Origin of the sequence: Arthrobacter sp. 754 (genome assembly GCF_040548695.1) — a bacterium.
GTDB lineage: Bacteria > Actinomycetota > Actinomycetes > Actinomycetales > Micrococcaceae > Arthrobacter.
In genome coordinates, this window is record NZ_JBEPSC010000002.1 from 51,118 (window position 1) to 75,954 (window position 24,837).

The window sequence follows — 24,837 nt, forward strand, 5'->3', positions numbered from 1 at the left end:
AGCCCCAACGTCTCTCTCAGTTGTTCAGGGCGGCCCAGATGTTGAGGCTGGCGGCGAAAACCAGCCAGGAGATGTAGGGCAGCAGGAGCAGGCCGGCTGTGCGGCTGATTGGACCGAAGTAGAGGACTGTCACCGTGACCGCGACGATCAGGGCGGCGATGATGGCCAAGGCGATCCATAGTGCCGCTGTTCCGATGGCCGGATAGAGGCCGAAGAACACCGGTGTCCAGGCGAGGTTGAGCAGCAGCTGGACGCCGTACGCGGTCAGGGCGGGCCTGGACCGCGGGGAGCGGCTGCGCCACACCAGCCAGGCCGCCACCGCCATGGCGCTGTACAGCAGGGTCCAGACCGGACCGAAAACCCAGTTCGGCGGAGACCAGGGTGCTTTGTCCGCACCAAGGTACCAGCCATCCACATTGCTCACCGTGGCAAAGGCGCCCAGCCAGGCCACGAAAGCCGAAGCTCCCAGGAAAGCCGCCAGGCCTGTCACCTGCACTCCCGGCGTGTACTGTTCCCGGGCTGTTGGCCCCTGGGCGGACCTGTCTGGATGCACCTGCATGGCTCAACCCTTGCCATGCGTTCACCTGGAGTCAAGCAAGTCCCCAGTCGAGCCACAAGCAGCCTCGTTCCAAGGCCCGCACGGGGAGGCGCAGGAGGTGCCCGATGAAAAGCCCTGAGCGGATCAGGCTTTAGACTTGTGGCTACATGTCCGCACACAGCCACGACTACAGAACAGCGCACAAACCCTGAGATTGGACACGGCCCCCTTGCGAGAATTCACCGCACGCTTTGCCACAGCCGAAGAAATGGAGAACTGGGACAAGCACGTCACGGCCAACCCCAACGGCGGCAACATGCTGCAGTCGGCCGCTTATGCATCGGTGAAAAACGGCAACGGCTGGAGCGCCCGCTTCCTGGTCCTCGAGTCCGCAGGGACCGCCAGTTACAACCTGGTCCTGGAGAAGAAATTCCCGGTACTCGGCCGCCTCTGGTACCTGATCAAGGGCCCGGACCTGGGCGCCGTCGAGGATCTGAAGCCCGCCCTGGAAGCCTGCGCCGCCTTTGCCCGGAGCCGGAAACTCAGCGTCTTCACCATCAAGGTTGAACCGGACATTGTTGCCTCCCCGGAAGTGCAGGCCCAGCTCGCTGCGGCCGGCCTGGTGAAGGCCCCCAACATCCAGTCCAACGACTCCACCGCCCTGCTGGACATCTCTGCCCCGGAGGGCCAGGTGCTCCGCGCCATCTCGTCCCGCGCCCGCAACGCGATCCGCCGCGCCGAGCGTGAAGGCTGCGAAGTGGTTCAGCTTGCGTCGACCCCTGAAACATACAAAGCCCTGTATGACCTGATGGCGGACACCGTCAACGCCAAAGGCTCCATGCCGTTGCGCAGCCTGGAGTACTACACCCGGTTCTGGGACGAATTCTGCAACCGCGGCCAGGGCAGCTTCTTCTTCGTCTACGAGGACGGCAAGCCCAGCGTCGGCGCCTTCGTGATCAACTACGGGTCCAAGGCCACCTACAAGGACGGCGGCTCAACCCAGAACCGCAAACAGTACGGCGACTCCCACCTGGTCCAGTGGGCGGCGATCCGGCGGATGCAGGAACTGGGCTGCACCGAGTACGACTTCTGTGGCACACCTCCGGCCAGCCTGATCAAGGACAAGACCCATTCGCTGTACGGCATGGGCATGTTCAAAACGAGCTTCACCAAGACGGTCACGGATTTCGTTGGCTGCTACGACTACGTGCTCTCCCCCCTCAGGCATGCGCTCTGGGTCAAGGGCGCCGAACGGATCTTCCGGCGGATCGAAACCGCACGCACAGGCCGCCAGTTCTACTGAGGTGCCGGCTGACAGTTCCAACGGACAGCGCACCCCCGTCCACCTCCCCGATTTTTCCACCACCACCGCCCGCGCCTGCCCCAGCCGGCAGCACAGCGATAGATGAGGTTACTTCCGTGAATCCCACCCAGGCCGCAACCGCCCTCGAGTTCGGCGTCCTCAGCGATGCCGAGTTCGAGACCTTCTCCGTCAACCACCCGCAGAACAGCTTCATCCAGTCCGCAGACTTCACCCGCTTCCAGCGCGCCCGCGGACAGGACGTGGACCTGTTCGGTGTCCGGCGCAACGGCGAGCTCGTAGCCGCCGGCAAACTGAACTACACCACCAACCGGTTCGGCTACCGCGTGTGCGAGTGCGCCAAAGGCCCCCTCATGGACTACACGGACTCCGCACTGGTCAGCGACGTCGTCGGACTCCTCAAAGGACGCGCGGCGGACCGCAAGGCCGCGGAACTGCGGATTTCCCCCAACCTGCCGTACATCGCCCGCGATGCCGACGGAGCCGAGCACCCGGAAATCGCTGACAACAGGCCGCTGGTGGCCGAACTGGCGGGCCTCGGCTTTAGCCATCAGGGCCCGGACATGAACTTCGCAAACGTCAACTGGATGTTCATCAAGAAACTCGATGGCATCAAGGACGCCGAGGAGCTGATCATGGGCACCAGCTACCGGACCCGGAAAGCCATCCGGAAGGCTGAAAAGAACGGCGTCTTCCTGGAGCAGGCCACGCTGGAGACCCTCGATGAGTTCTACGATGCACTGAGCACGGCCGGGGATGAGAAGGGCTTCATCTACCGTGAGCGCGAGTACTACGAACAGCTCCTGCGGACCACGTCGGCCGAGTTCACCAAACTCATGATGGCCAAGATCGACATCCCCGCATACCGGAAGTCCATCACCGAACGCCTGGAAGCAGAGTCCGCCTCCGCCGCCGAGCTGCGCCGGGAGGTCGAAGAGACCGGCAGCAAAAAGAAGGCCAACCGGCTCAAGGTGGTCCAGGACCTCGTGGACAGCTATGAGCGCAGCCTCAAGGATATTGAGCGCTTCCCCGATTCAGTGGGGGTTGCAACGGTGGCTGCCATCCACTTTGTCTGCTTCGGTGACGAGGTCACGTGCGTGATCGGCGGCACCAAGCAGGACTACATCTACTTCAACGGCGCCACCTCGCTGTACTGGGGGATGATGCTGCACGCGCTGGAAAAGGGCTACAAGCGCTACAACTTCTATGGCACGTTCGGCATCCAGGGCCAGGACGAAGAGGGCCACGGCGGCTACGAGTTCAAGAAAGGCTTCGGCGGGGACGTGGTCCAGCTGGTGGGCGACTTCGTCATGCCGGTACGGCCGCTCGTTTACCGGGCCAACCACCTGGGCCGTGCAGCCCTCGCCGCAGCCCGCACCCTGCTGGGCAAGCTGCCGCTGAAGCGCCAGGCGTAACGCCCGGAACAGCAGCAGACTACAGACAGGGAGGAGGATCAGCGTGACCAACCGACGCGACCATCCGCGGGGCAGGCCCGGCACCGACGGCCTGCCGAAAACGGAGCGGCTGACGCCCTCCCAGATCGGCCAGGACGCGGCGGCCAAGAGGATGCTGCGGCGCCTGGTCCAGGGGGAGCACCCGCCGACGGCGCCGATGAGCATTGTGGACCGGCTCGCCGGGAGCCCCTACGCCAACCCGATGATCCAGGTGGGAGGCGTGGACACCTCCGCGCGGAAGACCCTGGACTTTGCGCTGCACCTGGCCGAGACCATGTTCCGGTACGGGGCCGGCGCCCTTGAAGTGGAGACGAGCATCATTGCCGTCACTGCGGCGCTGGGCCTGAAGAACATCGAGGTAGACATCACCAACCAGTCGGTGGCCATCAACTATGCGCCCAAGGACCAGCCGCCCATCGCCCTGCTCCGTGTAGTGCGGTCCTGGACCAACAACTATGCCGGGCTGGCCAAAGTACACCGGCTGGTGACCGACATAGTGGCCGGGGGAGTGGGCCGTGATGAGGCCATCCGCCGGCTCGACGAGGCGATCACCAGCCCCAAACCGTTCCCGCGCTGGATGGTCACCGTGGCCTTCGGCGTCTTCGCTGCCGCCTTTGTAGGGGTACTGGGCGGCGGTCCTGTGTCCTCGGCGATTGCCTTTGTGGCCAACATCGGCGTGAGCCTCCTGGCCCGCCAGCTGGGCCGGTGGCGGGTTCCTGACTTCTTCACGACGGCGGCGTGCGCGTTCGCCGTCACGCTCAGCGCGCTGCTGCTGTGGCGTTTTGACCTGACCACTTCGCCGGCCATTGTGGTGGTGGGCGGCATCCTGCTGCTCCTGCCCACCGGGCGGCTGGTCTCGTCGGTCCAGGATGCCATCAACGGCTTCCCGGTGACCGCGGCCGGCAGGTTCCTGTCCACGTTGCTTACCTTCGGCGCGATCGTGGCCGGCATCGCGGTGGCCTTCGTGGTGGGTGCCATGAGCGGAATGCAGCCGATCAGTGTCACCCAGACGTTCCCGCCGGCCTACGACCTCTGGGTCCTGGTGATCCTGACCGCCGTCGCAGTGATAGCCATCGGCGTCACCGAACAGACGTCCTGGGACCTGTTGCTGCCCACCGCGGCCGTGGGGGTGGCAGGCTACTTCGTGCTGCTCGGCGCGGGGCAGCTGGGCGTCGGTGACCGGTTCTCCCCGGCGCTCGCCGCCGTCGTCATTGGCCTGCTTGCGAGGGTGGTGGCCCTGAAGATGGGCGCCCCGCAGCTGGTGGTGGCGGTGCCGGCAGCGCTCATCCTGCTGCCCGGGCTCACGATCTTCCGCTCGATGTATGTGCTGACCATCGAAGAATCCGAAATCCTGCTGGGTGCCGGGGGCATGCTCAACGCCGGCGCGATTGTCCTGGGCACAGCGGGCGGGATTGTGCTCGGCGATACCCTCGCCAGGCCGCTGACCCGCAGCCTGGCCAGCAACGAGCGGCGACGCGCCCGCCGCCGCTGACCGTTGGAAGCCGGCTGTCAGATCTTCCCGACGGGCAGCTTTTTCTCGGCCTGGAAATCGTCCTCTACCCGGCCCTTCGCCCAGTAGCCCGACAGGGAAACCTGGCTCCGTTCCAGGCCGCGCTGAACAAACAGCACGTCGCGCAGGGCCTTCATGTACCCGCGCTCGCCGTGGGCAAAGACGTCCACCCGCCCGTCCGGCCACTGTGCGTCAGCGACCGCCGAAACCAGGAGGTCGCTGTCTCCGGCCGGTACGCCGTTGCGGCGGAGCCAGCTGACCTGGATTCCCGTTGGCGCCGCGATGGGCTGGATGTCGGCATCGCTGTCCACCTCAAGGAAAGCCAGTCCGCGCGCGTCCGGCGGCAGCGTTTCGAGGATGGCCGCAATGGCAGGCAGGGCGGCCTCATCGCCGGCGAAAAGGTACCAGTCGGCGTCGGGCGAGGGGTTGTAGGCCCCGCCGGGACCGGTGAAGGTGATGGCGTCCCCCGGCTGCGCGGCAGCCGCCCACGGCCCGGCCAGCCCCTCGTCACCGTGGATCACGAAGTCGATGGCCAGCTCCCTGGCCGCGGCGTCCACCCAGCGGACCGTGTAGGTCCTCGTAAACGGCCACTGTGCCCGGGGCATGGTTTCGCGGATGGTCCACAGATTCAGGGGCTGCGCGTAGTCCACACCCGGCTGGGGAAAAACGATCTTGATGTAGCGGTCCACGAAGTCGTTGTTGATGAAATCGGAAAACCCGTCACCGCCGGCAACGATCCGCACCATGTGGGGCGAGAGCTGTTCGCGCCGGATCACCGTGAGGTCGATCTGCGGACGGGATTTCCTGGAGGCGCTCGTGGCAGCTGGGACTGTGCTCATAAGGCAACCCTAAGCTAAGGGGCCGGAGGGAGCTCCCAGGTTACGCCCGGGGATCCCTGCTCCAGCAGCAGTTCGTTGATTTTGCTGAACGGGCGGGAGCCAAAAAAACCGCGCGACGCCGACAACGGGCTGGGGTGCGCGCTGGACACCACAGCAGCGCCGGACAGGAGTGGCCGGACGCTTTCCGCATCCCTGCCCCACAGCACCGCTACGAGCGGGAGCCTGCCGCCGTCGGGCGTGCGCCGGTTGGCAACGGCGGTGACGGCCGCCGTCGTAATGGCCTCCCAGCCCTTGCCCCGGTGGGATCCGGCGCTGCCGGCACGGACGCTCATGACGCGGTTGAGCAGGAGAATACCCTGGTCCGCCCAGGCGGAGAGATCGCCGTGGACGCGGGCGGGGATGCCGAGATCGGCCTCCAGCTCGCGGTAGATGTTCGCCAGGCTCCGCGGAATGGGGCGTGTCCGCCCGTCGACCGCGAACGAAAGGCCGACGGCGTGGCCCGGCGTGGGGTAGGGGTCCTGACCCACCACCAGGACCTTAACGCCGGCCAAGGGTTGCCGAAAGGCGCGCAGAACGTTCGACGGCGAGGGGAGCACGCGGTGCCCGGCGGCAACCTCCGCTGCGAGGAAGGTGAGGACGCCGCGGAGCTGGGGCTCAACGTCAGCCAGCGCTTCCGCCCAGTCCCCGGCCATCAGTTCCGGAAGCGGCAGTGCGGCCATTTCCGCAAAGCCGAGGGCGTCCGCCGGGTCAGTCTCAAGCTCAAATAAGGCATCGGAATCAAACACGCTCCCATTCTCGCAGGGACGCGGCCCACGGAACGGCGGGGGAAATGACAACGGTGTTATTCCCGCCGTAGCATGGGGGTCAGACATTTTACGGAACCAGCGAAGGGGAGTGCCGTGGCGGAACCTGCTCGGGAGCACCTGCCGGAGCCGGAGGAGCGGGCCTCGCTGCTGGCGGATTTTACGCTGCGTGACTCCTCCCTGAGCGAGCGTGACCAGCAGATGCTCGCCCTGGAACGCCAGTGGTGGAAGTACGCCGGCGCTAAGGAACAAGCCATCAGGGAGCTGTTTGACCTGTCCGCGACACACTACTACCAGCTGCTCAATGCCCTCATCGATACCGAGGCTGCGCTGGCCCACGACCCCATGCTGGTCAAGAGATTGCGTAGACTACGTACGTCGCGTCAGCGGGCACGCACTGCACGCCGCCTGGGTTCCGACGCCTGACCACGTAGGTGCTGAGCCATCAGCAGCAATCAACAAGGATATCTCACCACCATGACCAAATACGCTCGGGATGAATTCGACAAGGTCCCGGAGACCGCTACGCGCCAGGGTGTCCACCGTGCGGCCGCGGCGCCGGCCCGACGCAGACTCTGGCCCGTCCTTGCGGTGGGCGTCGTGGCCTTGGCCATCGGTCTTGTTGCTTTTCTGATCCTTCCCAAACTCGGAATCACCCAGGCCGGCAGCCAGACGTCCACCAGCCAGACGTCCACCAGCCTCGAATCCACTGCGATACCGGAAGCGACCGCCGCCCCGCTGGCCACTTCCGGCGCGTCCCTGAGTGCGCAGCCCTCAGCCGGCACGCAGTCCTCACAAACCGCGCAGGCTGAAACCAAGAACGCCGAGCCGGGCGCTGCAACCAGCGCCACGCCGTCGGCCGCCCTCCTGGACAAAACCCAGGGCGTTGCGGTTTATAACGCCGCCGGAACCGCCGGGCTCGCTGGGCGTATCAGCTCAATGGTCCAGGCCGACGGCTGGACTCTCGGACAGGTGGGCAACTGGGGAGGCGCGCCGCAGCGGACTTCTGCGGTCTTCTATTCAGGTGCTGCCCAGAAGGCCAACGCCGAGGCGATCTCCGCCCTCCTGAGAATCCCCACCGTTGTCCAAAGCCCCGACTTCCAGGTGCCGCTGGTGGTTGTCCTCGGACCCGACTACCGGTAGATCCCGCTGGACCTCGCTAGAGTGATTTCAGGCCCTGGTCGTAACGAGCAGCACGCAGCGGGTGGACCGTCGGCACTACGGAAAGAGTGGACAGCATGGCATTGGGAACCGTCAAGTGGTTCAACTCCGAAAAAGGCTACGGCTTCATAACCGTGGACGGATCCGGTGACGACGTCTTTGTGCACTGGTCTGCCATCGAGGGTGAGGGTTACCGCGCGCTCGATGAGGGACAGCGTGTCAAGCTCGAAATCGGCGAAGGCGAGAAGGGCCCCCAGGCAGAAAACGTCCGGCCCGTAGAGTGAAGCCCACCATTGTTGCGTCATCGTCCGCTGTTTCCGCGTTCCGCGCCTTGGCCGGAGCCGCAGCCCTGCTGGTTCTGGCCGGCTGTTCCGGCGGGCCGGGCAATGCCCGGCTGGATGCCGCCGAAGCGTCGGGTGACGGGACCCTGCGCATCGGGCTGATCCTGGACAGCACGGGGAACCAGGCCTTCCTCAATGATTCCCAGCTCGCCGCCGCGACTCTGGCCGTGAAGGAAATCAACGCTGCCGGCGGCCACAAAGGCCGGCCGGTTGAGCTCCTTCCCAGGCCGGCAGGCACTGATTCCGCGGCCCAGGCCGCGGAGCTGGTGAGTGCAAAGGCTGACGTGGTGATCGGACCGGCGGACTCAAGCCACGCACCCGCAGCCATCGACGTCCTGGCCAAAGCGCGGGTCACGCTGATCTCTCCGGCAAACTCCGCGGCGGGCCTGACCGGCTACAAGAGCGGCGGCTACTACTTCCGGACTGCCGCTGCCGATGTTGCCCAGGCTTCCGTGCTGGTGAAGCTCGCCAAGGACGGCGGTGCCAAGAGCCTGGCCGTGGTCCACCAGGACAGCGCATACGGCAAAGACGTCGCTGCGGCGGTGGCAACTGCCGCAAAGAACGCCGGCCTGGACACCGTAGCCACAGCGGAATTCAAGCCCGGCGACGCCCGCAAAGCAGCCTCTGCGGCGCAGGCAGCCAAGCCCGACTCCGTGGTGCTGATCGCCCGGGACGACGCCCAGGGCGCCCTCGCCGAGCTCAACAATGCAGGGCTGTCGGGTAAGAAACTCATCCTCAGCGACGGCGCCTTCGCCCAGTACGGTTCCGGGCTGGGCTCAAAGGCGCTCGACGGCGCCCGGGCGGTGGTGCCCGGGGTGTTCCCCTCGGCGGGTTTCCAGGCGCGGCTGGTGGCAGTCAATCCGGCGGTGAAGGACCTCTCCTTCACCGCGGAGACCTACGACGCCGTAAACCTGGCCGTCCTCGCCGCCGCCGCCGCGGAAGACGATGCCGGACGCTCCATCGCGGCCAACCTGATTGCCGTGTCCGGCGGCACCGCAGGCGGCCAGACCGCCGGCCGCTCTATCACGCCGTGCCTGTCCTTCGCTGACTGCCTTGGGGTTCTGAAGACCGGCGCCCCGATAAATTACGACGGCGAATCGGGTCCGGTTGCCTTCGATGCCAATGGTGACATCACCACGGCCAACTTCATGGTGTTCACCTACGGCGCAGATAACAGGGCCGCGCTCAGCGGACGTGAAGCGGCAGGGCGGGCCGCGGGCTGATCGCCCGCGGCGAAACCGGCCGCCCCGTGAGGGCAATACCACGATGTTCGCTTGCACTCTTACCTATGGAGTGCTAATTATTGTGTTAGCACTCTTACGTACCGACTGCTAAAGCATCGTCCGGTTTAACGCCGAAAACGAAGCTTCGCGAAGGTCGTGGAGCGAAAGAAATACCAAGCTGGAGTGAGATCCCCAGCCGCGGCATACAGAGGCCGCCGGTCAAGGATCGTCCGTCGCGGGCACTGCAGTGAGGTTCATTCTTAACGACTGTCCCGAAAGGACTACTGCCGTTATGGCCAAGATCATTGCATTTGATGAAGAGGCACGCCGCGGTCTTGAGCGGGGCCTGAACATCCTCGCCGACGCCGTCAAGGTTACCCTCGGCCCGCGTGGACGCAACGTCGTCCTCGAGAAGAAGTGGGGCGCCCCCACGATCACCAACGATGGTGTATCCATCGCCAAGGAGATCGAGCTGGACGACCCTTACGAAAAGATCGGCGCCGAGCTGGTCAAGGAAGTTGCCAAGAAGACCGACGACGTCGCCGGCGACGGTACCACCACGGCCACCGTGCTGGCACAGGCCCTCGTCAAGGAAGGCCTGCGCAACGTTGCCGCAGGTGCTGACCCGCTGTCCCTCAAGCGCGGCATCGAGAAGGCTGTAGAGGCCGTCACGGTTGAGCTGCTGGCTTCCGCCAAGGAAATCGAAACCAAGGAAGAGATCGCGGCTACGGCTTCCATCTCCGCCGGTGACGATGAGATCGGCGCCCTGATCGCTGAAGCCCTGGACAAGGTGGGCAAGGAAGGCGTCATCACCGTCGAGGAGTCCAACACCTTCGGCCTGGAGCTTGAGCTCACCGAGGGCATGCGCTTCGACAAGGGTTACATCTCCGCTTACTTCGTCACCGACGCCGAGCGCCAGGAAACGGTCCTTGAGGACCCGTACATCCTGATCGTCAACTCCAAGATCTCCAACGTCAAGGAACTGGTTGCTGTCCTGGAAAAGGTCATGCAGTCGTCCAAGCCGCTGCTGATCATTGCCGAGGACATCGAGGGCGAGGCCCTGGCCACCCTGATCGTCAACAAGATCCGTGGCACCTTCAAGTCCGTCGCCGTCAAGGCTCCGGGCTTCGGCGACCGCCGCAAGGCCCAGCTGGCCGACATCGCAGTCCTCACCGGTGGCCAGGTCATCGCCGAGGAAGTCGGCCTCAAGCTGGAGACCGCCGGACTCGAACTCCTGGGCCGCGCCCGCAAGGTTGTTGTCACCAAGGACGAGACCACCATCGTTGAAGGTGCCGGCGACGCCGACCAGATCGCCGGCCGCGTTTCCCAGATCCGTGCCGAGATCGAGAACTCCGATTCAGACTACGACCGCGAGAAGCTGCAGGAGCGCCTGGCCAAGCTGGCCGGCGGCGTTGCAGTCATCAAGGCCGGTGCCGCAACCGAAGTTGAGCTCAAGGAACGCAAGCACCGCATTGAGGACGCTGTCCGCAACGCGAAGGCTGCCGTTGAAGAGGGCATCGTTGCCGGTGGCGGCGTTGCACTCATCCAGGCCGGCGCCAAGGCGTTCGCCAACCTGAACCTCACCGGTGACGAGGCAACCGGCGCGAACATCGTCCGCGTTGCCATCGATGCTCCGCTGAAGCAGATCGCGTTCAACGCCGGCCTCGAGCCGGGCGTTGTCGTCGACAAGGTCCGCGGCCTGCCTGCAGGTCACGGCCTGAACGCAGCAACGGGCGAGTACGTCGACCTGTTGGCCGCCGGCATCAACGACCCCGTCAAGGTGACCCGCTCTGCCCTGCAGAACGCGGCTTCCATTGCCGGACTGTTCCTCACCACCGAGGCCGTCGTGGCCGACAAGCCGGAGAAGAACGCTCCGGCCATGGGTGGCGGCGACGAGATGGGCGGCATGGGCGGCTTCTAGCCCCCATCAGCCGGAATCCCTTCCGCACACGGAAACGCGGCCCCCTCGCTGAGGGGGCCGCGTTTTTTGTGTCCGTTTTTGTTCCGGGGATTGCCAGTGTTACCTGCCGGCCGCGGTTACTTGCGGGCCGTGGCGAGCATTCCCTCGACTTCCTTTTTGAAAGCCTCTGCGGCGGCCTGGGGAGTGAGGCGGTCGTAGAGGACCTCGTCGGTGAAGCGCTTGATGACGTTCTGGACGCTTCCTGCCCCTACCGGCGGAACCGGCGGTGCGTCTGCGATGTCCGGGGCGATGTCCTTGAGGAATGCCACCACGGTGGTATCGGCGGCCTTAAGGTCAGGCGTGATTTTCTCGACGATTTCCGGGTTGCCGGGCACGCCCCGGTCTGTCATGAGGATGGCGCCCGCTGCCGGGCTGTTGGCCAGGTAGTTGATGAACGTGGCGGCCGCCTCGGGGTGCTTGGACCGTGAGGATGCCGACCAGAACATGGTGGGCTTGTAGTACATTCCGTTGTCCGAGGACTTGCCGTCAATGCTGGGTGCGCGGAGCATCTTGATGCCGCTGCCGGTGGTGGTTTCCAGCGAGCCGAGCTGATTGGTCCACCACCAGGCCATGCCGACACGGTTGGTGCCGAACAGGCTTTCCTCAAGTCCGGCTCCCGAGTCCTCCGTGGCAACAGTGGCCGGCGGGCTGGCCTTGGAATCGCGCTGTTCCTTCAGCCGCTCCCAGAAAGAGGCGGCCGTAGCGGTGTCGAAGCCGAGCTTCCCGTCCTGTGAGTACAGGTTCTCGCCGTGCTGCCTGAGCCAGATAATGAGGTCAGCCTCGTTGCTGCCGTACGCTGCGCCGTAGCTCTTGCCGTCCCCGGCCGCGCTGAGCTTGCTTGCCGTGTCCATGAAGTCGTCCCACGTCCACGTGGTGTCGTCCGGTACCGGGACCTTGGCTGTTTCGAATACCTTGGTGTTTGCCATGATGACGTAGGCGTTCTTGCCGGTGCTCAAACCGTACTGTGCGCCGTCATACTGGCCCGAGGCCAGGGATTCCTTGTCCAGTTTGGCTGTGTCGATCCCGCGCTGCTTGGAAAGGTCCAGCAGTGCTCCACGTCCGCCGTACTCTGCGATGTATTTCTGATCCATCTGAATGACGTCAGGGGCGTCATTGGCCGCCGTTTTCGTTGCCAGCTTGTCCCAGTAGCTGGCCCATTCGCCTGGCTCGGACTCGACCTTGATGTTCGGGTGCTCGGCCTCGAAGGCGGAGATGACTTTTTCGGTCTGCGCGTTGAGGTACTCGTTTCCCCACCAGGCGAACCGCAGGGTGACCTCCTTATCGCCTCCGGAGCCGGTGGATGCGCCACACCCGGTGGCGAGCAGCGATACTGCCACCGCGACGGCGCCGAACTGGAACCTTCTCCGGCTCAGATTCCGGCCCTGATTCTGCATCTTCATTGATCTGCCTTTCCTCATGCTCATGGAGCGAGGCTCCGGGTGTCCCGCATTGGCGCCACTGCCAGGGGGAGTTCCTCACGTGAGAAAGCGCTTTCTCAACAGGATCGATTCTGCAGGAGACCCGCCACCGGCGTCAAGAGTTTCGGTAAGCGTTTTCCTGAGCGCGTGGATTGCCCTGTGCTGATGCCGCCAAGGCAGTGTTGGGGTGGGCCGTCTGGCAGGATAGTCCAGTGACGATTACTGCGGCGGCCGACGGTTCGGCCCTAGGAAACCCGGGACCCGCAGGCTGGGCCTGGTATGTGAACGATGACTGCTGGCGGGCCGGGGGGTGGCCCCATGGCACCAACAACCAGGGCGAGCTGATGGCAGTCCTTGATCTGTTGCGGGCTACCGCCCACGTTCCCGGTGAAGACCTGAGGGTCCTGTGCGACAGCCAGTACGTGATCAACTCCATCACCAAGTGGATGCCGGGCTGGAAACGCAAAGGCTGGCGGAAAGCCGACGGCAAACCCGTCCTGAACGTTGAGCTCCTCAAAGAACTGGACCGGGAACTCGCAGGCAGGAAATACACCTTCGAGTGGGTCAAGGGCCACGCCGGCCACGACCTCAACGAAGCGGCAGATGAGCGGGCGCGTGCCGCCGCCACGGCGTACCAGCAGGGCGTGGCGGCGCGCTCGGGCCCCGGCTTTGCGGGTGCCCCCGTTGGGGCTGCACAGGCTCCTGCGGCCCGCGCCACTGGCACTGGCACTGGCACTGGCACTGGCACTGCCGCGTCTGCCCCGGTCCGGGGGACGCTGGCCCCCGTGGCCGGGGCTTCAGGGGCATCGGCTCCAACGGCTGCCAACGGCGGATCGGGCTCTTTCCTGCCCGGGAGGTACGACGAGCCTGACCTCTTCAGCGAACTTGAGGCCGATTCCTTTGGCGCTCCGCAGGCTAACGGCGCAGAGCAGGGCCCGGAAGAAACCGTTGAGGCGCTCGAGCGCGAGCTGGCAAGTTCGGAAGTCCGGGGCGACATCGGCCGCACCGGCGTCCTTCTCCATCCTGACTTCATGCAGATCGGTGCGGCCGGCAGGGTGTGGACCCGGGACGCCATGATGATGGCCCTCGAGGAAGACCCGGGACACCCTGCTGAGCTGGAGATCCTGGGCGCGGACCGCATTGGCACGAGCGCGGTCCTGCTGACATACCGAAGCTACTCGCGCTCCGGCACGACTCTCCGCAGTTCGCTGTGGGTCCTCGACGGCAACAGATGGCGGCTCCGGTTCCACCAGGAGACGCCCGAAGCCTAGCGGTCCCTGCCCCGGGTGCCGGCGGTGAAACCGTCGCTGATCAGGACGCGGGCGCGGCTCCTCATGGTTCCGGGGCCCAGCCGCTCATGGTCCCGCGGGCTCAGCTGAAACGCTGCGTGTTGCCCTGTTCGGTCTGGGCATAGCTGGCCGCCGCAGAAGCCAGCGCCATGTTGATGGACGCCAGCGAAGCCTCGACCTTGCCCTGGGTGAGGGTCCACTCAGTAACCAGGGCCTGGAAGTTGTTGGCCGCCGACCCGCGCCAGGTGGCCTGGAGTTCGTCCAGGCCCCGCTTCATGGTCTGCACGTCTGCGCTGATCCGGTCCACGGTGGCCCGGACGTTGGCTGATTTGAGTTGGAGCAGTTCGGTGTCTACGGAAATGATGCTCATGGCAGGGGCCTCTCGAAGTAGTGGACAGCATCCGCTGCCCGGCCCGGCTGCTCCGGGCCTCGTCAACGAGCCTACGGAGGGGAACTGCAGGCCTGCCACGCTGCATCGCTATATGTGGATAACCCTGCCGTCGCTGGCCTCACCCGCACCGCCGTGCCCCGCTCTGCCGTTGGCCGTTCCGCCGTCGTCCGCCGGGGCTTCGTCCCGGACAGGCAGGCTGACCACCAGGGTGGCTCCGCCGCCGTCGGTCTGTTCCACCCTGACCGAACCGCCGTGGGATCCCACGATCGCAGCGACAATAGCGAGCCCGAGGCCGCTGCCGCCGGTTTCACGGGTCCGGGAGGTGTCCGCCCGGTAAAAGCGCTCGAAGACTTTGGCCGCATCCTCCTCGGAGATGCCAGGTCCGTGGTCCCGGACTTCAATGACGGACTGCGGCTGTCCGCTGGCGGACGCCCGGACGCCGACGGCAAGTTCGATCGGGCTACCTTCCGGCGTATAGCGCAGGGCGTTACCCACCAGGTTCCCTACCACCTGGCGCAGTTTTGCCTCGTCACCCAGCACCGGCGCCGGAGCGGCCGGGCCGCCGTCGAGCCCTACCAAGGCAACGGGACGGTCGCGGTCACTGGCCTGGGTGTCCACCAGGGCGTCGTGGGCAATCAGCTGCAGGTCGATCGGCTTTTGCTGCAGGGGGCGCTGCTCGTCCAACCGTGCCAGCAGCAGCAGGTCTTCCACCATGGAACCCATGCGCTTGGCTTCGCTCTCGATCCGGCCCATCGCGGTGGCAACGTCGTCGTCGGTGGTCAGTGCACCGTGGCGGTAGAGCTCGGAGAACCCCCTGATGGTCACCAGCGGTGTCCGGAGTTCGTGCGAAGCGTCGGCAGCGAACCGGCGCATCCTGCCCTCGGAGGCGGTCCGGGCCGCAAAGGCAGTCTCGATGTGCGCCAGCATGGCGTTCAGCGAGCTGCCGAGCCGGCCCAGCTCCGTGCCGGGATTGTCGACGTCCACACGCCGGGAGAGGTCCCCGGCCGCGATGGCCGCCGCGGTCTTCTCCACCCGGGCCAGCGGCCGGAAGGCCCGGGACACGGTCCAGCTGGCGATCAGGGAGGCCAGCAGGAGCGTGATCAGGCCAACGCCGCAGACCACCAGGGTGGCGTGCTTGAGGACATCGTCCACGCTTTGCAATGGCAACCCGATTACCACGACGGCGGGACGTCCGCCGTTCAGGACGGTCACGGCAACCACCCGCCAGTTCTGGCCGTCATTGCCCCTCACCTGGTACGGGCGGGCCTCCCGCTGCTGCGCTTCCTCGACGGAGATGGTGCTGATGTCCGGGTGGTAGTCCGGGTCACCGCCGAACAGCTGCGGGTCCTCACCGGGCGTGTAGAGGATCAGGGAGTAGTCGGTGGGGACCATCGGGTTGCCCTGCAGCGGCGTAAACGACCGCTGCTTGCTGGCGAGGTCGACGGCGGCGTTGAGTTTGTCGTCCACCTGGCCCTGGAGGTAACTGTGCAGCAGAGTCAGGGTGCCCGCTCCGGTGACGGTCAGGGCGACAATGAGCAAGGCCATGATCATGGCCACCAGTTGGGACCTCAGGGAGGCCGATTTCCACCGCTGCAGCAAGGTCAGCGCTTCTCTGCCGTCCGGAGTACGTAGCCCACGCCGCGTTTGGTCTGGATCAGGGCCGGGGCATCAGGATCGATGTCCACCTTGCGCCGGAGGTAGGAGATGTAGGACTCCACAATCGAGGCGTCGCCATTGAAGTTGTACTCCCAGACGTGGTCCAGGATCTGAGACTTGGAGAGCACCCGGTTGGGGTTCAGCATCAGGTACCGGAGCAGCTTGAATTCTGTCGGCGACAGTTCGATCACCGTGCCGCCGCGGCGCACTTCGTGGGCGTCGTCGTCGAGCTCGAGGTCATCCACACGGATGACGGCGTCGTCGTCAAGGAGCGGCTGGGTACGGCGCAGGACTGCGCGGATCCGGGCCACCACCTCGTCCAGGCTGAAGGGCTTGGTGACGTAGTCATCCCCGCCCACGGTCAGGCCCGTGACCTTGTCCTCGGTATCGTCCTTGGCCGTCAGGAACAGCACCGGGAAATGCTTGCCCGAGGCCCGGAGCTTGCGGGTGACGGTGAAGCCGTCCATGTCCGGCAGCATGACGTCCAGCACCGCGAGATCGGGCGCGTGGAGCTCGGCAGCGGCCAGGGCGTCACGGCCGTTCCCGGCAGATACCACCTCGAAGCCGGCGAAGCGCAGCGATGTTGACAGCAGTTCGCGGATGTTCGGTTCGTCATCAACAACCAGCAGCTTGGCTTCGGGCCCGTTCTTCTTCATGTTCCCATCATGCTCCCAGAATCTGTGAGTTTTCTGGATGGATGGTGGGTGTTCCATGAGGATTGGGATTGCCGTCACCGGCTGCTGCGGGGACGGCCGGCAGCGCCGCGTGCAGGCTTAGCCCGGCTGGCCGACGTCCTTGGCATCCATGATCCGGTAGGCGTACCCCTGTTCGGCCAGGAAACGCTGCCGCTTGGCCGCGAAATCCTGGTCCAGGGTGTCCCGGGCCACCAGTGAGTAGAACCGGGCCGAGCGGCCGTCCTTTTTCGGGCGCAGCAGCCTGCCCAACCGCTGGGCCTCCTCCTGCCGGGACCCGAACGAGCCGGACACCTGGATGGCCACCGAGGCTTCGGGCAGGTCGATGGAGAAGTTGGCCACCTTGGACACCACCAGGGTCTGGACCTCGCCGGCGCGGAAGGCGTCGAACAGCCTCTGGCGTTCCTTGACCGGGGTATCGCCCTTGATGACGGGGGCATTGAGGCGCTCACCGATTTCATCCAGCTGGTCGATGTACTGTCCGATCACCAGCAGCTGCTCGCCCTGGTGCTCGGCCACGAGCTGTTCAACGATCAGCGTCTTGGACTCCGACGTGGAGCAGAGGCGGTACTTGTCCGCGTCCTCGGCCATGGCGTAGGCAACACGCTCGTCCCGCGGAAGGTCGATGCGGACCTCAACGCAGTCCGCCGGGGCAATGTAGCCCTGGGATTCGATGTCCTTCCAGGGTGCATCGTAGCGTTTGGGCCCGATGAGGCTGAAGACCTCGCCCTCGCGGCCGTCCTCACGGACCAGGGTTGCCGTGAGGCCCAGGCGGCGGCGGGCCTGGAGGTCGGCGGTCATCCGGAAGATCGGCGCCGGCAGGAGGTGGACCTCGTCGTAGATGATCAGGCCCCAGTCGTGGCCGTCCACTAGTTCCAGGTGCGTGTACAGTCCGCCGCGCCTGGTGGTGAGGACCTGGTAGGTGGCGATGGTCACCGGCCGCACCTCCTTGACGGAGCCGGAATACTCGCCGATTTCATCCTCAGTGAGGGAGGTGCGCTTGAGCAGCTCATCCTTCCACTGCCGGGCCGCCACGGTGTTGGTGACCAGGATCAGGGTGGTGGTGGAACTGGCAGCCATGGCCGCCGCGCCGACGATGGTTTTTCCCGCGCCGCAGGGCAGCACCACCACACCGCTGCCGCCCGCGCGGAAGTTGTCGGCCGCAAGCTGCTGGTAGGGCCGAAGCTTCCAGCCCTCCTCCTGCAGGGCGATCAGGTGCGGGGTGCCGTCGACATAGCCGGCCAGGTCCTCGGCGGGCCAGCCGATCTTCAGGAGCTGCTGTTTGAGCTGGCCGCGCTGGGAGGAATGGACCACAACCGTTTCGCCATTGATCCGGGGGCCAAGCAGCGGCTGGATCTTCTTGGCACGGATGACTTCTTCCAGCACCGGGTAATCGTCCGTGCGCATGACCAGGCCGTGCTGGGCGTCCTGTTCAAGCCGCAGCCGGCCGTACCTGGACATGGTTTCTTCGACGTCGATCAGCAGCGAATGCGGCACCGGGAACCGGGAGTATTTGAGCAGCGTGTCCAGGACTCTCTCGGCGTCCAGGCCGGCGGCGCGCGCGTTCCACAGGCCCAGGGGAGTCAGCCGGTAACTGTGCATGTGCTCCGGGGCGCGTTCAAGCTCCGCGAAAGGGGCAATGGCGTGGCGTGCCTCGGTGGCGAGTTCGTGGTCCACTTCGAGCAGGATGGTTTTGTCACTTTGGACGATCAACGGGCCGTCGTTCACGCGGGGCATTCCTTCACGGGCGCAGGTCCTCTGCGCCCTCGATATCGATGATGCGGTGGATCGAGAGTACCCGCTCGGTGTCCTTGGCGGGATCGAATACCCTGACCCGTCCGCCGCTTACAGAAAGCGGAACAACGGTCTCAAGGCTGGCATTCCCGGTGCTGTCCACTACGTTCATGCTGACCGGCTGCCTGAGCCGGATGGCCCGTTGGAGGGTCTCCAGCCCCAGCTGGGTAGCGGCCTCGCCTGAGCCCGGCCCGGTACCGTTCGGGCCTCCGGCTGTGCCGGGCCGTATTTGCCGCAGGACCGCCAGCTGCGCGTCGACGTCGGCCTCGGCCGGGGCGGTCCGCGGCGCCGTGTAGACGGGGCGGACGCTGCCGGGGGCGGTGCCGTTACCGCGGCGCAGCCGGATCACTGAAGGCTCGGATTCCTCCACCGAGGGTGAGAGGCCAAGCCCGCGGAGGACCTGGGCAGTCTGCCGCGGCGGGGCAGCGGAGATGAGCACGGTGGGCGCGATCCGCGAGAGGGATAGCCCGGCAGCCTTTGATTCGGCCGCCAGCTCCAGAACGGTGGCTTCGTCGTCGCTCTGGATGAAACTGGCGGCGGCTCCCACCCGGAGCCGGCCGTGCCGGGATGCCGTGTCCTCCACCAGGTAAGCGAGCGGCTGCGGCACAGCGGTGGCTGAGTGTTCACTCAGGAAATCCAGCAAGGAGGAAGCGTCATGGCCGGCGTCCAGGGCCCGCCGGATCGAGGTCGCGGAGAACCGGTAGATAGTGGCAGGCCCCTGCCCTTCCGCGTCGGCCATCAGCAGGAGTTTCTCGCTCAGTTCCGGCGCCAGATAGCCGGGTGCTACCGCGGTAAGGTCCGCCTGGAGCAGGACATGGTTCAGGGCGGCGGGGAGGTGCTCACCCAGGATGGCGAGGGCATCGTCCGGGCTGTCCACCGCGATGGCGCTGCCGAGTTGGCTCAGTGCACCGGAACCGATGAGGCCCAGCAACTCCGCTTCGGCCAGTACCCCCCTGATCATGGAGCTGAACCGACGGGACATCCGCGGCTGCGCCCATTCGGCCCGCTGCAGCACCGCCGCGGCGTCCAGGACCGGCGCAGTGCCGTCCGCGGCAGCTGCTTCCTCCGTCAGCTCGTTCAGGATTTCCAGGATCCGCTTGCGCACCAGCGGGGCGTCCGGCCGCTGCGCCTCGGCAGAGAGGGCATTGACGGTGTTCCCGGCCATGGGCCGATGTGTGGATCCGGCACCTGGCCCGTTGACCGGCTGACCCACCAGCGAGGGCACCCGCTCGCTCGCGAGCCAGGCGTTGACGAGCCACAGCCATTGCTCCTGCCGGGGGAGGGGCAGCCATTCCAGCTGCGGGGGCTGCACCCAGGCCGAGGAGTCCACATCCAGCCGCACCAGGCCGGAGAGGGCACTGAGCTCCAGCAGCAAACCTGCGAGGTGCTGGTCGATGCGGAGTGCCTCGGCCAGGCGCCTCATTTCGCGGACTCCAACTCCGCCGCTTCGCAGGGTGGCCAGCGGCTGTTCCTTGACGGCGTATAGGAGTTCGCCCACCAGGCGCAGGGTTTCGGCGATGGCGCCCAAGGCTGCATTCCGCCGCAACGCGGCCGTGGTGCTGCCAAGCTTCGGAACCGGCGGCGACAGGCTGAAATCGGTGATCACCGCGCCGCCACGCAGGGACAGGCCCACGCTGTGCGGCAGTTCCACGTGCGCGGCGTCCAGCGGGACCAGAAGCCCCCTGGCCAGGAGCCAGTCCACAGGCCCGACGTCGTGGCCCTGTTTGGCGACTGATGCTTTCCGTTGCGCCTGGGGGACGGCACCCATGGCCCAGTTGCCGAATTTGGCGAGCAGCGCCGTCGTGCGCTCCGGGGCTCCGGCCAAAGACTCCCTGAAGGCCTCGGGCGAGGACGTCCAGTGCTGCAGGGAAAGGGCTGCCTCCATCGGTGTGGTGGCCTCCTGGATGGCGACCCCGCTGCGGTGAAGCTCGCCGACAATCTGGACTGCCCGCTGCGCAAACGCAGGTTGGAGCCGGACCAGTTCGGTATAGCTGCGCCCCAGCCCCGCAGGATAGATGCCCACGACGTCTTTGAGGCATCCCACCGGGAGGTAGAAGCGCTGCCGGTTTCCCGCAACCGTTCCGTGGGGAGGGGCGGAGCGGTGGACCAGGGCGAGCTCCTGCAGTGATGCCAGTATGCGTTCCACCGCGGCGAGGGTGGACCCGGCAATGAGTTTCCGGACCGTCGCGGCGCTCGCGCTGTGTTCGGTGTCCGTGTTCGTGCACAGGTGCAGCGTTTCCAGAACCTGCATCTGGGGCCGGTTCAGGCGTTCCAAAGCACGCTGGACGCTGGCCCGGGCACTGGCCCGCGCCGCCAGTGCGGGAAAATCCGGCACCGGGGGCGACAAAAGATCCGGCCGCGCTGCAAAGAGGGCCCGCAACGATTCGTCGCTGCGTGCCTGCAGTTCCTCGCTGAGCGCGCGAATAAGGGACATCAGTCCAACGTTACCGCCCGCCGGACTTTCCTGCCCGGCGCCTGCCGGCCACGCTGTCCAGCACGAGGAAAAGCATCAGCAGGAAGGCCACCGGCAAACCGTAGAGCGCGATGGACGTGACCCAGACCGGTGCAGCCGCGCCCGCGAAGGCCAGCGCCATCACCGCTCCCACTGCCACGAGGGAAATCATGGCAACAACCGCTGCGCAGATCATCAGGGGCCGCCGGTAACGGGAGGGAGTCATGCACGTAACGCTAACAGGCCGGGCAACCCCGGACAGGTGCAGCCGCAGGCCAGAGGCGCCGCCGGACACTCCTGGCGCCTTCGGAGGATACGGGGACCGCAAGAGCGGGATTCCGGGCCCGGCAGGCTAACCTTGAAGGAACAGACCAACACGGTCCCTGGCAGTCACACCCTGAACCCGCATATCAGTGCGGACGCGGTGGCTTCCGGCCGTGTCAGAAGCAGAACGAAGAAGGTTGATTACGTGCCTACCGGCAAGGTCAAGTGGTATGACAAGGAAAAAGGGTTCGGATTCCTCGCGGGCGAGGACGGCCAGGAAGTATTCCTGCCCAAATCATCGCTGCCTGAAGGTGTCACCGAGCTGAAAGCCGGCACCCGGGTTGAGTTCGGTGTTGCCGACGGCCGTAAGGGCGCCCAGGCACTGGGCCTGAGGGTCCTGGACAAGACGCCCTCCATTGCCAAGGCCAAGCGGCCCAGCGCGAAGGATCTTGCCCCCTTGGTCCAGGACCTGGTAAGTGTGCTCGACAACCTCTCCGGCACGCTGTCGGCCGGGAAGTACCCGGAAGGCAACAAGGGCAAGGCCATCGCGGCTGCCCTTCGCAAGGTTGCCGACGAGCTGGACGTTTAGGCCCTGTTGATGATCCCGGAAGCTGAACAGCCGGACCAGGCCGCAGCCGATTCCCCGCGCGTTGAGCAGGCAGGTGCCAAACGCCGCGCCGGCGTCCCCGTGTGGCGCACCGGCAAACCGGACGTCTTCCTCGCCGCCGCCGTCGATGTAGCGCGCTCCGCCATCGAAGGCATCACGGCACCGTCGGACATCGGTGCGCACATTGCAGCCAAGAGCGAAGGCGACCGCCTGGTCACGCACCTGTTCGAATCAAAGCTGCCCGGTTACCAGGGCTGGCAGTGGTATGCGGTGCTGACCAGGAACTCCCGGTCCAAGGTAGTCACGGTCAGCGAGCTTGGCCTGCTGCCGTCCGAGGACTCCATCCTGTCCCCGGAGTGGGTCCCGTGGGCAGAGCGTGTCCGTCCGGAGGATTCCCGGGAAGCGGAGGAGAGCGAGTCTCCCGCTGTGGAGGCTGACCACACCCCCGCCGCTGACCCGGACGAAGAAGCCGGGGATGACGAGCCGGAGAACGAAGAGCCGGATAGCCACGACCCCGCCGGTGAGGCTGACTAAGCAGACAGACGGCGCCGACCGGGAACATAACCCGGGCGACGCCGTCGGAAACTGGCGCCTACGCTACTTGCGGAGTTCGCCCACCACGAAGTCGATGCTGGCCAGCAGCGCGGAAACGTCATCGGGTTCGATGGCAACGAACGTGGCAATCCGGAGCTGGTTGCGGCCCAGCTTGCGGTAGGGCTCTGTGTCCACCACACCGTTCGCGCGCAGCACCTTGGCGATCGCTGCGGCATCGATGGAATCGTCAAAGTCGATGGTGGCGATGACGTTGGAGCGTTCCTCGGCCTTGGCCACAAAGGGCGTGGCGAAGTCCGACGCTTCGGCCCAGCTGTAGATCCGGCCGGCCGAGTCAGCGGTGCGCGCCGCTGCGAAGTCCAGGCCGCCGTTGGCGTTCAGCCACTGCACCTGCGAGTCGAGGGTCACCAGCGTGGACAAGGACGGTGTGTTGTAGGTCTGGTTCAGCCGTGAGTTGTCGATGGCCGTCTGCAGGTCCAGGAAGTCCGGGATCCAGCGGTCCGTGGCCTTGATCCTGGCTGCACGTTCCAGGGCAGCGGGGGAGAACAGGCCCAGCCACAGGCCGCCGTCGGAAGCGAAGTTCTTCTGCGGCGCGAAGTAGTACACATCGGCCTCTGCAACGTCTACATCCAGGCCACCGGCGGCAGAGGTGGCGTCAACGAGGACCAGCGAGCCGGCGTCGGCGCCTTCGACGCGTTTGACCGGAGCCGCCACACCCGTGGAGGTCTCGTTCTGCGGCCAAGCGTAGACATCCACGCCGGCTTCAGCCTGTGCTGCCGGGCGGGTTCCGGGGTCGGACTTGATGATGGAGGAGGCCTCCAGGAAAGGGGCCTTGTTGGTGGCGGAGGCGAACTTGGAGCCGAACTCGCCGAAGGACAGGTGCTGGGCCTTCTTCTCCACCAGGCCGAAGCTGGCAATGTCCCAGAAAGCGGTGGAGCCACCGACGCCCAGGACGACCTCATAGCCCTCGGGAGCCCGGAAGAAGCGGCTCAGCCCCTCGCGGACTGACCCCACGAGGTTCTTGACCGGCGGCTGGCGGTGTGAGGTGCCCAGGATGGTCTTCGATGCCGCCGACAGCGCTTCGATCTGTTCTGGCCTGACCTTGGAGGGGCCTGCGCCGAACCGTCCGTCCTTGGGCAGAAGGTCGGCAGGAATAGTGATGCTGGTTTCGCTCACAGTGGCTCCAAATTTCGGCGTTGACATGACTCATGTCCGAAGGACGGTGGGTGGCCGGCAGTGAGTGCACCGAGGGCCACCTATATTCTGCCTGAACCGGCTAATTGGCGCCGAACCGGCACTGTCATAGTCCAGTCAATGAGACAGGAAGGCGGTGCCGCACGATGCCCCGGAATTATCCGGACAAATTCAAAATAGGCTAAGCTTTTCACCGGACCTCGCCGCTGCGCCGGACGCGATACGGTGGGACAACGCAAGGTACTGCGCTCGAGGAGCTGAGCTGGATGACGGATCTGATTGATACCACGGAGATGTATCTTCGGACCATTTTGGAGCTTGAGGAAGAGAACATCGTTGCTCTTCGCGCCCGCATTGCCGAACGGCTGCGCCACTCGGGGCCCACGGTGTCCCAGACCATCGGCCGGATGGAACGTGACGGGCTGGTGGTGGTCTCGGGGGACCGTCACCTGGAGCTGACGGAGACCGGGCGCAAGCGGGCCACCGAAGTCATGCGCAAGCACCGCCTCGCAGAACGCCTGCTCGCCGATGTGATCGGCCTCGACTGGGCCTACGTCCACGATGAAGCGTGCCGGTGGGAGCATGTGATGAGTGAGCGGGTTGAACGCCGCATCTATGAACTGCTGAACCACCCCACGCAGTCGCCTTACGGCAACCCCATCCCGGGGCTGGCCGCCCTGGGCGGAGCGCCGGCCTCACTTCTTGACGACGGTGTGATTAATCTCCTTGAAGCAATGCAGGGCTACGGCCCGGATTCAAACGTGTTGGTGAGCCGCCTTGCGGAGCCCATCCAGGTGGAACCGGAACTGCTGATCCAGTTGGATGAAGGCGGGATCCGGCCCGGGGCCTCGGTCACGCTGGAGCGCGTAGGGGACTACATTTCCGTGCGCGTGCCCGGTATCGAGGGGGCGCTTGAGCTGCCCCCTGAAGTCGCCGCGCACGTCTTCGTTTCGGTCGGCTGACCGCTCCGGCTTTGGGGCTCCGGCTTCCCGGCGCCGGCAAACGGGCAAGCCGTGCAGGCCTCTGCGTGCCCTCATAGCGCAGTGAGCGCCGTTCTGCAAAGATAACGGAATTGTTACTGTCCAACTTAATCATTTATAGTTCTTACGGAACGTCGATACAAAAGCGTTACCTGATCCGGAGCCGAGCTCTGCCAGCGGATCAGGTGCACGAGTCACTAACTGGCAGAGGCGGGGGAACCACAACCGGCAGTTGCAAGACTGCCTTGGGGTGAAGTCCGTCAGCAGCAAGCCTCTTCCAATGAAGCATCCTCACGGGATATTTCTGCGCCAAAGTGCTTGTCACGGCGGACCGGGTCTTTGATCTCTCTGACCCGAATCCGACAGCTAACTTCGCAGGCTATCCAGAGAGGAACATT

23 protein-coding genes and 1 riboswitch are annotated in these 24,837 nt (G+C 65.6%); of the genes, 12 read left to right on the forward strand and 11 right to left on the reverse strand.

Annotation, left to right across the window (positions count from 1 at the left end; translation table 11 throughout):
- Positions 1 to 16: 16 nt before the first annotated feature.
- Positions 17 to 559 (reverse strand): TspO/MBR family protein, encoded by a 543-nt coding sequence (locus tag ABIA70_RS05785; protein WP_354146646.1) that lies wholly within the window; start codon positions 557 to 559, stop codon positions 17 to 19.
- Positions 560 to 767: 208 nt separating this feature from the next.
- Here ABIA70_RS05785 and ABIA70_RS05790 point away from each other — a divergent pair, with 208 nt between their 5' ends.
- From ABIA70_RS05790 to ABIA70_RS05800, 3 genes are all read left to right on the forward strand, one after another.
- Complete coding sequence (locus ABIA70_RS05790) at positions 768 to 1,841, forward strand: lipid II:glycine glycyltransferase FemX (protein ID WP_354146647.1); 1,074 nt, start codon at positions 768 to 770, stop codon at positions 1,839 to 1,841.
- 116 nt (positions 1,842 to 1,957) lie between these two features.
- The gene (locus tag ABIA70_RS05795; RefSeq protein WP_354146648.1) at positions 1,958 to 3,274 is read left to right on the forward strand and encodes a peptidoglycan bridge formation glycyltransferase FemA/FemB family protein; all 1,317 of its coding nucleotides are present in this window, start codon (positions 1,958 to 1,960) and stop codon (positions 3,272 to 3,274) included.
- Positions 3,275 to 3,317: 43 nt separating this feature from the next.
- On the forward strand, positions 3,318 to 4,805 hold the full coding sequence (locus ABIA70_RS05800) for a threonine/serine exporter family protein (protein WP_354146649.1): 1,488 nt from the start codon (positions 3,318 to 3,320) through the stop codon (positions 4,803 to 4,805).
- A gap of 17 nt (positions 4,806 to 4,822) precedes the next feature.
- Here ABIA70_RS05800 and ABIA70_RS05805 read toward each other — a convergent pair whose 3' ends face one another.
- Both ABIA70_RS05805 and ABIA70_RS05810 read right to left on the reverse strand, forming a co-directional pair.
- Complete coding sequence (locus ABIA70_RS05805; RefSeq protein ID WP_354146650.1) at positions 4,823 to 5,662, reverse strand: siderophore-interacting protein; 840 nt, start codon at positions 5,660 to 5,662, stop codon at positions 4,823 to 4,825.
- A gap of 14 nt (positions 5,663 to 5,676) precedes the next feature.
- The gene (locus ABIA70_RS05810) at positions 5,677 to 6,447 is read right to left on the reverse strand and encodes a uracil-DNA glycosylase (protein ID WP_354146651.1); all 771 of its coding nucleotides are present in this window, start codon (positions 6,445 to 6,447) and stop codon (positions 5,677 to 5,679) included.
- 114 nt (positions 6,448 to 6,561) lie between these two features.
- Between ABIA70_RS05810 and ABIA70_RS05815 the strand changes: the two genes are divergently transcribed.
- The 5 genes from ABIA70_RS05815 to groL all read left to right on the forward strand — a co-directional run bounded on the left by ABIA70_RS05815 (position 6,562) and on the right by groL (position 11,111).
- Positions 6,562 to 6,891 carry a DUF3263 domain-containing protein gene (locus ABIA70_RS05815; RefSeq protein ID WP_354146652.1) on the forward strand — a complete coding sequence of 110 codons (330 nt, stop codon included), beginning with the start codon at positions 6,562 to 6,564 and terminating at the stop codon, positions 6,889 to 6,891.
- Positions 6,892 to 6,942: 51 nt separating this feature from the next.
- Entirely contained in the window at positions 6,943 to 7,608 is a 666-nt protein-coding gene (locus ABIA70_RS05820) for a LytR C-terminal domain-containing protein (protein ID WP_354146653.1), read from the forward strand.
- 95 nt (positions 7,609 to 7,703) lie between these two features.
- Positions 7,704 to 7,910 (forward strand): cold-shock protein, encoded by a 207-nt coding sequence (locus ABIA70_RS05825; RefSeq protein WP_354146654.1) that lies wholly within the window; start codon positions 7,704 to 7,706, stop codon positions 7,908 to 7,910.
- Positions 7,907 to 9,190 carry an ABC transporter substrate-binding protein gene (locus ABIA70_RS05830; RefSeq protein WP_354146655.1) on the forward strand — a complete coding sequence of 428 codons (1,284 nt, stop codon included), beginning with the start codon at positions 7,907 to 7,909 and terminating at the stop codon, positions 9,188 to 9,190. The genes ABIA70_RS05825 and ABIA70_RS05830 overlap by 4 nt, the downstream gene beginning before the upstream one ends.
- A 292-nt stretch (positions 9,191 to 9,482) precedes the next feature.
- Positions 9,483 to 11,111, forward strand: coding sequence for a chaperonin GroEL (gene groL, locus ABIA70_RS05835; protein ID WP_108600340.1), 1,629 nt, complete (start codon positions 9,483 to 9,485; stop codon positions 11,109 to 11,111).
- Positions 11,112 to 11,227: 116 nt separating this feature from the next.
- On the opposite strand, the gene ABIA70_RS05840 is transcribed toward groL, so the two are convergent.
- Complete coding sequence (locus ABIA70_RS05840) at positions 11,228 to 12,550, reverse strand: ABC transporter substrate-binding protein (RefSeq protein WP_354146656.1); 1,323 nt, start codon at positions 12,548 to 12,550, stop codon at positions 11,228 to 11,230.
- Between the two features lie 230 nt (positions 12,551 to 12,780).
- Here ABIA70_RS05840 and ABIA70_RS05845 point away from each other — a divergent pair, with 230 nt between their 5' ends.
- The gene (locus tag ABIA70_RS05845) at positions 12,781 to 13,839 is read left to right on the forward strand and encodes an RNase H family protein (RefSeq protein WP_354146657.1); all 1,059 of its coding nucleotides are present in this window, start codon (positions 12,781 to 12,783) and stop codon (positions 13,837 to 13,839) included.
- Between the two features lie 100 nt (positions 13,840 to 13,939).
- Here ABIA70_RS05845 and ABIA70_RS05850 read toward each other — a convergent pair whose 3' ends face one another.
- The 6 genes from ABIA70_RS05850 to ABIA70_RS05875 all read right to left on the reverse strand — a co-directional run bounded on the left by ABIA70_RS05850 (position 13,940) and on the right by ABIA70_RS05875 (position 21,068).
- A complete protein-coding gene (locus ABIA70_RS05850) occupies positions 13,940 to 14,227 on the reverse strand; it encodes a WXG100 family type VII secretion target (RefSeq protein WP_354146658.1) in 288 nt (95 codons plus the stop codon).
- Positions 14,228 to 14,335: 108 nt separating this feature from the next.
- The gene (locus tag ABIA70_RS05855; RefSeq protein ID WP_354146659.1) at positions 14,336 to 15,847 is read right to left on the reverse strand and encodes a sensor histidine kinase; all 1,512 of its coding nucleotides are present in this window, start codon (positions 15,845 to 15,847) and stop codon (positions 14,336 to 14,338) included.
- Between the two features lie 2 nt (positions 15,848 to 15,849).
- Complete coding sequence (locus tag ABIA70_RS05860) at positions 15,850 to 16,560, reverse strand: response regulator transcription factor (RefSeq protein WP_354146660.1); 711 nt, start codon at positions 16,558 to 16,560, stop codon at positions 15,850 to 15,852.
- Positions 16,561 to 16,677: 117 nt separating this feature from the next.
- On the reverse strand, positions 16,678 to 18,324 hold the full coding sequence (locus ABIA70_RS05865) for a DNA repair helicase XPB (RefSeq protein WP_354146661.1): 1,647 nt from the start codon (positions 18,322 to 18,324) through the stop codon (positions 16,678 to 16,680).
- Positions 18,325 to 18,337: 13 nt separating this feature from the next.
- Positions 18,338 to 20,824 (reverse strand): helicase-associated domain-containing protein, encoded by a 2,487-nt coding sequence (locus ABIA70_RS05870; RefSeq protein WP_354146662.1) that lies wholly within the window; start codon positions 20,822 to 20,824, stop codon positions 18,338 to 18,340.
- Positions 20,825 to 20,834: 10 nt separating this feature from the next.
- A complete protein-coding gene (locus ABIA70_RS05875) occupies positions 20,835 to 21,068 on the reverse strand; it encodes a hypothetical protein (protein ID WP_354146663.1) in 234 nt (77 codons plus the stop codon).
- A gap of 243 nt (positions 21,069 to 21,311) precedes the next feature.
- Here ABIA70_RS05875 and ABIA70_RS05880 point away from each other — a divergent pair, with 243 nt between their 5' ends.
- Positions 21,312 to 21,695 carry a cold-shock protein gene (locus ABIA70_RS05880; RefSeq protein WP_108597270.1) on the forward strand — a complete coding sequence of 128 codons (384 nt, stop codon included), beginning with the start codon at positions 21,312 to 21,314 and terminating at the stop codon, positions 21,693 to 21,695.
- A 9-nt stretch (positions 21,696 to 21,704) separates the two neighbouring features.
- Positions 21,705 to 22,247: a DUF3027 domain-containing protein gene (locus ABIA70_RS05885; protein WP_354146664.1), complete on the forward strand. Its 543-nt coding sequence runs from the start codon at positions 21,705 to 21,707 to the stop codon at positions 22,245 to 22,247.
- Positions 22,248 to 22,310: 63 nt separating this feature from the next.
- Here ABIA70_RS05885 and serC read toward each other — a convergent pair whose 3' ends face one another.
- The gene (gene serC, locus ABIA70_RS05890) at positions 22,311 to 23,441 is read right to left on the reverse strand and encodes a phosphoserine transaminase (RefSeq protein ID WP_354146665.1); all 1,131 of its coding nucleotides are present in this window, start codon (positions 23,439 to 23,441) and stop codon (positions 22,311 to 22,313) included.
- 284 nt (positions 23,442 to 23,725) lie between these two features.
- Here serC and ABIA70_RS05895 point away from each other — a divergent pair, with 284 nt between their 5' ends.
- Positions 23,726 to 24,421 carry an iron-dependent transcriptional repressor DtxR gene (locus ABIA70_RS05895; protein WP_354146666.1) on the forward strand — a complete coding sequence of 232 codons (696 nt, stop codon included), beginning with the start codon at positions 23,726 to 23,728 and terminating at the stop codon, positions 24,419 to 24,421.
- A 194-nt stretch (positions 24,422 to 24,615) separates the two neighbouring features.
- Positions 24,616 to 24,835, forward strand: a riboswitch (cyclic di-AMP (ydaO/yuaA leader).
- Positions 24,836 to 24,837: the final 2 nt, after the last annotated feature.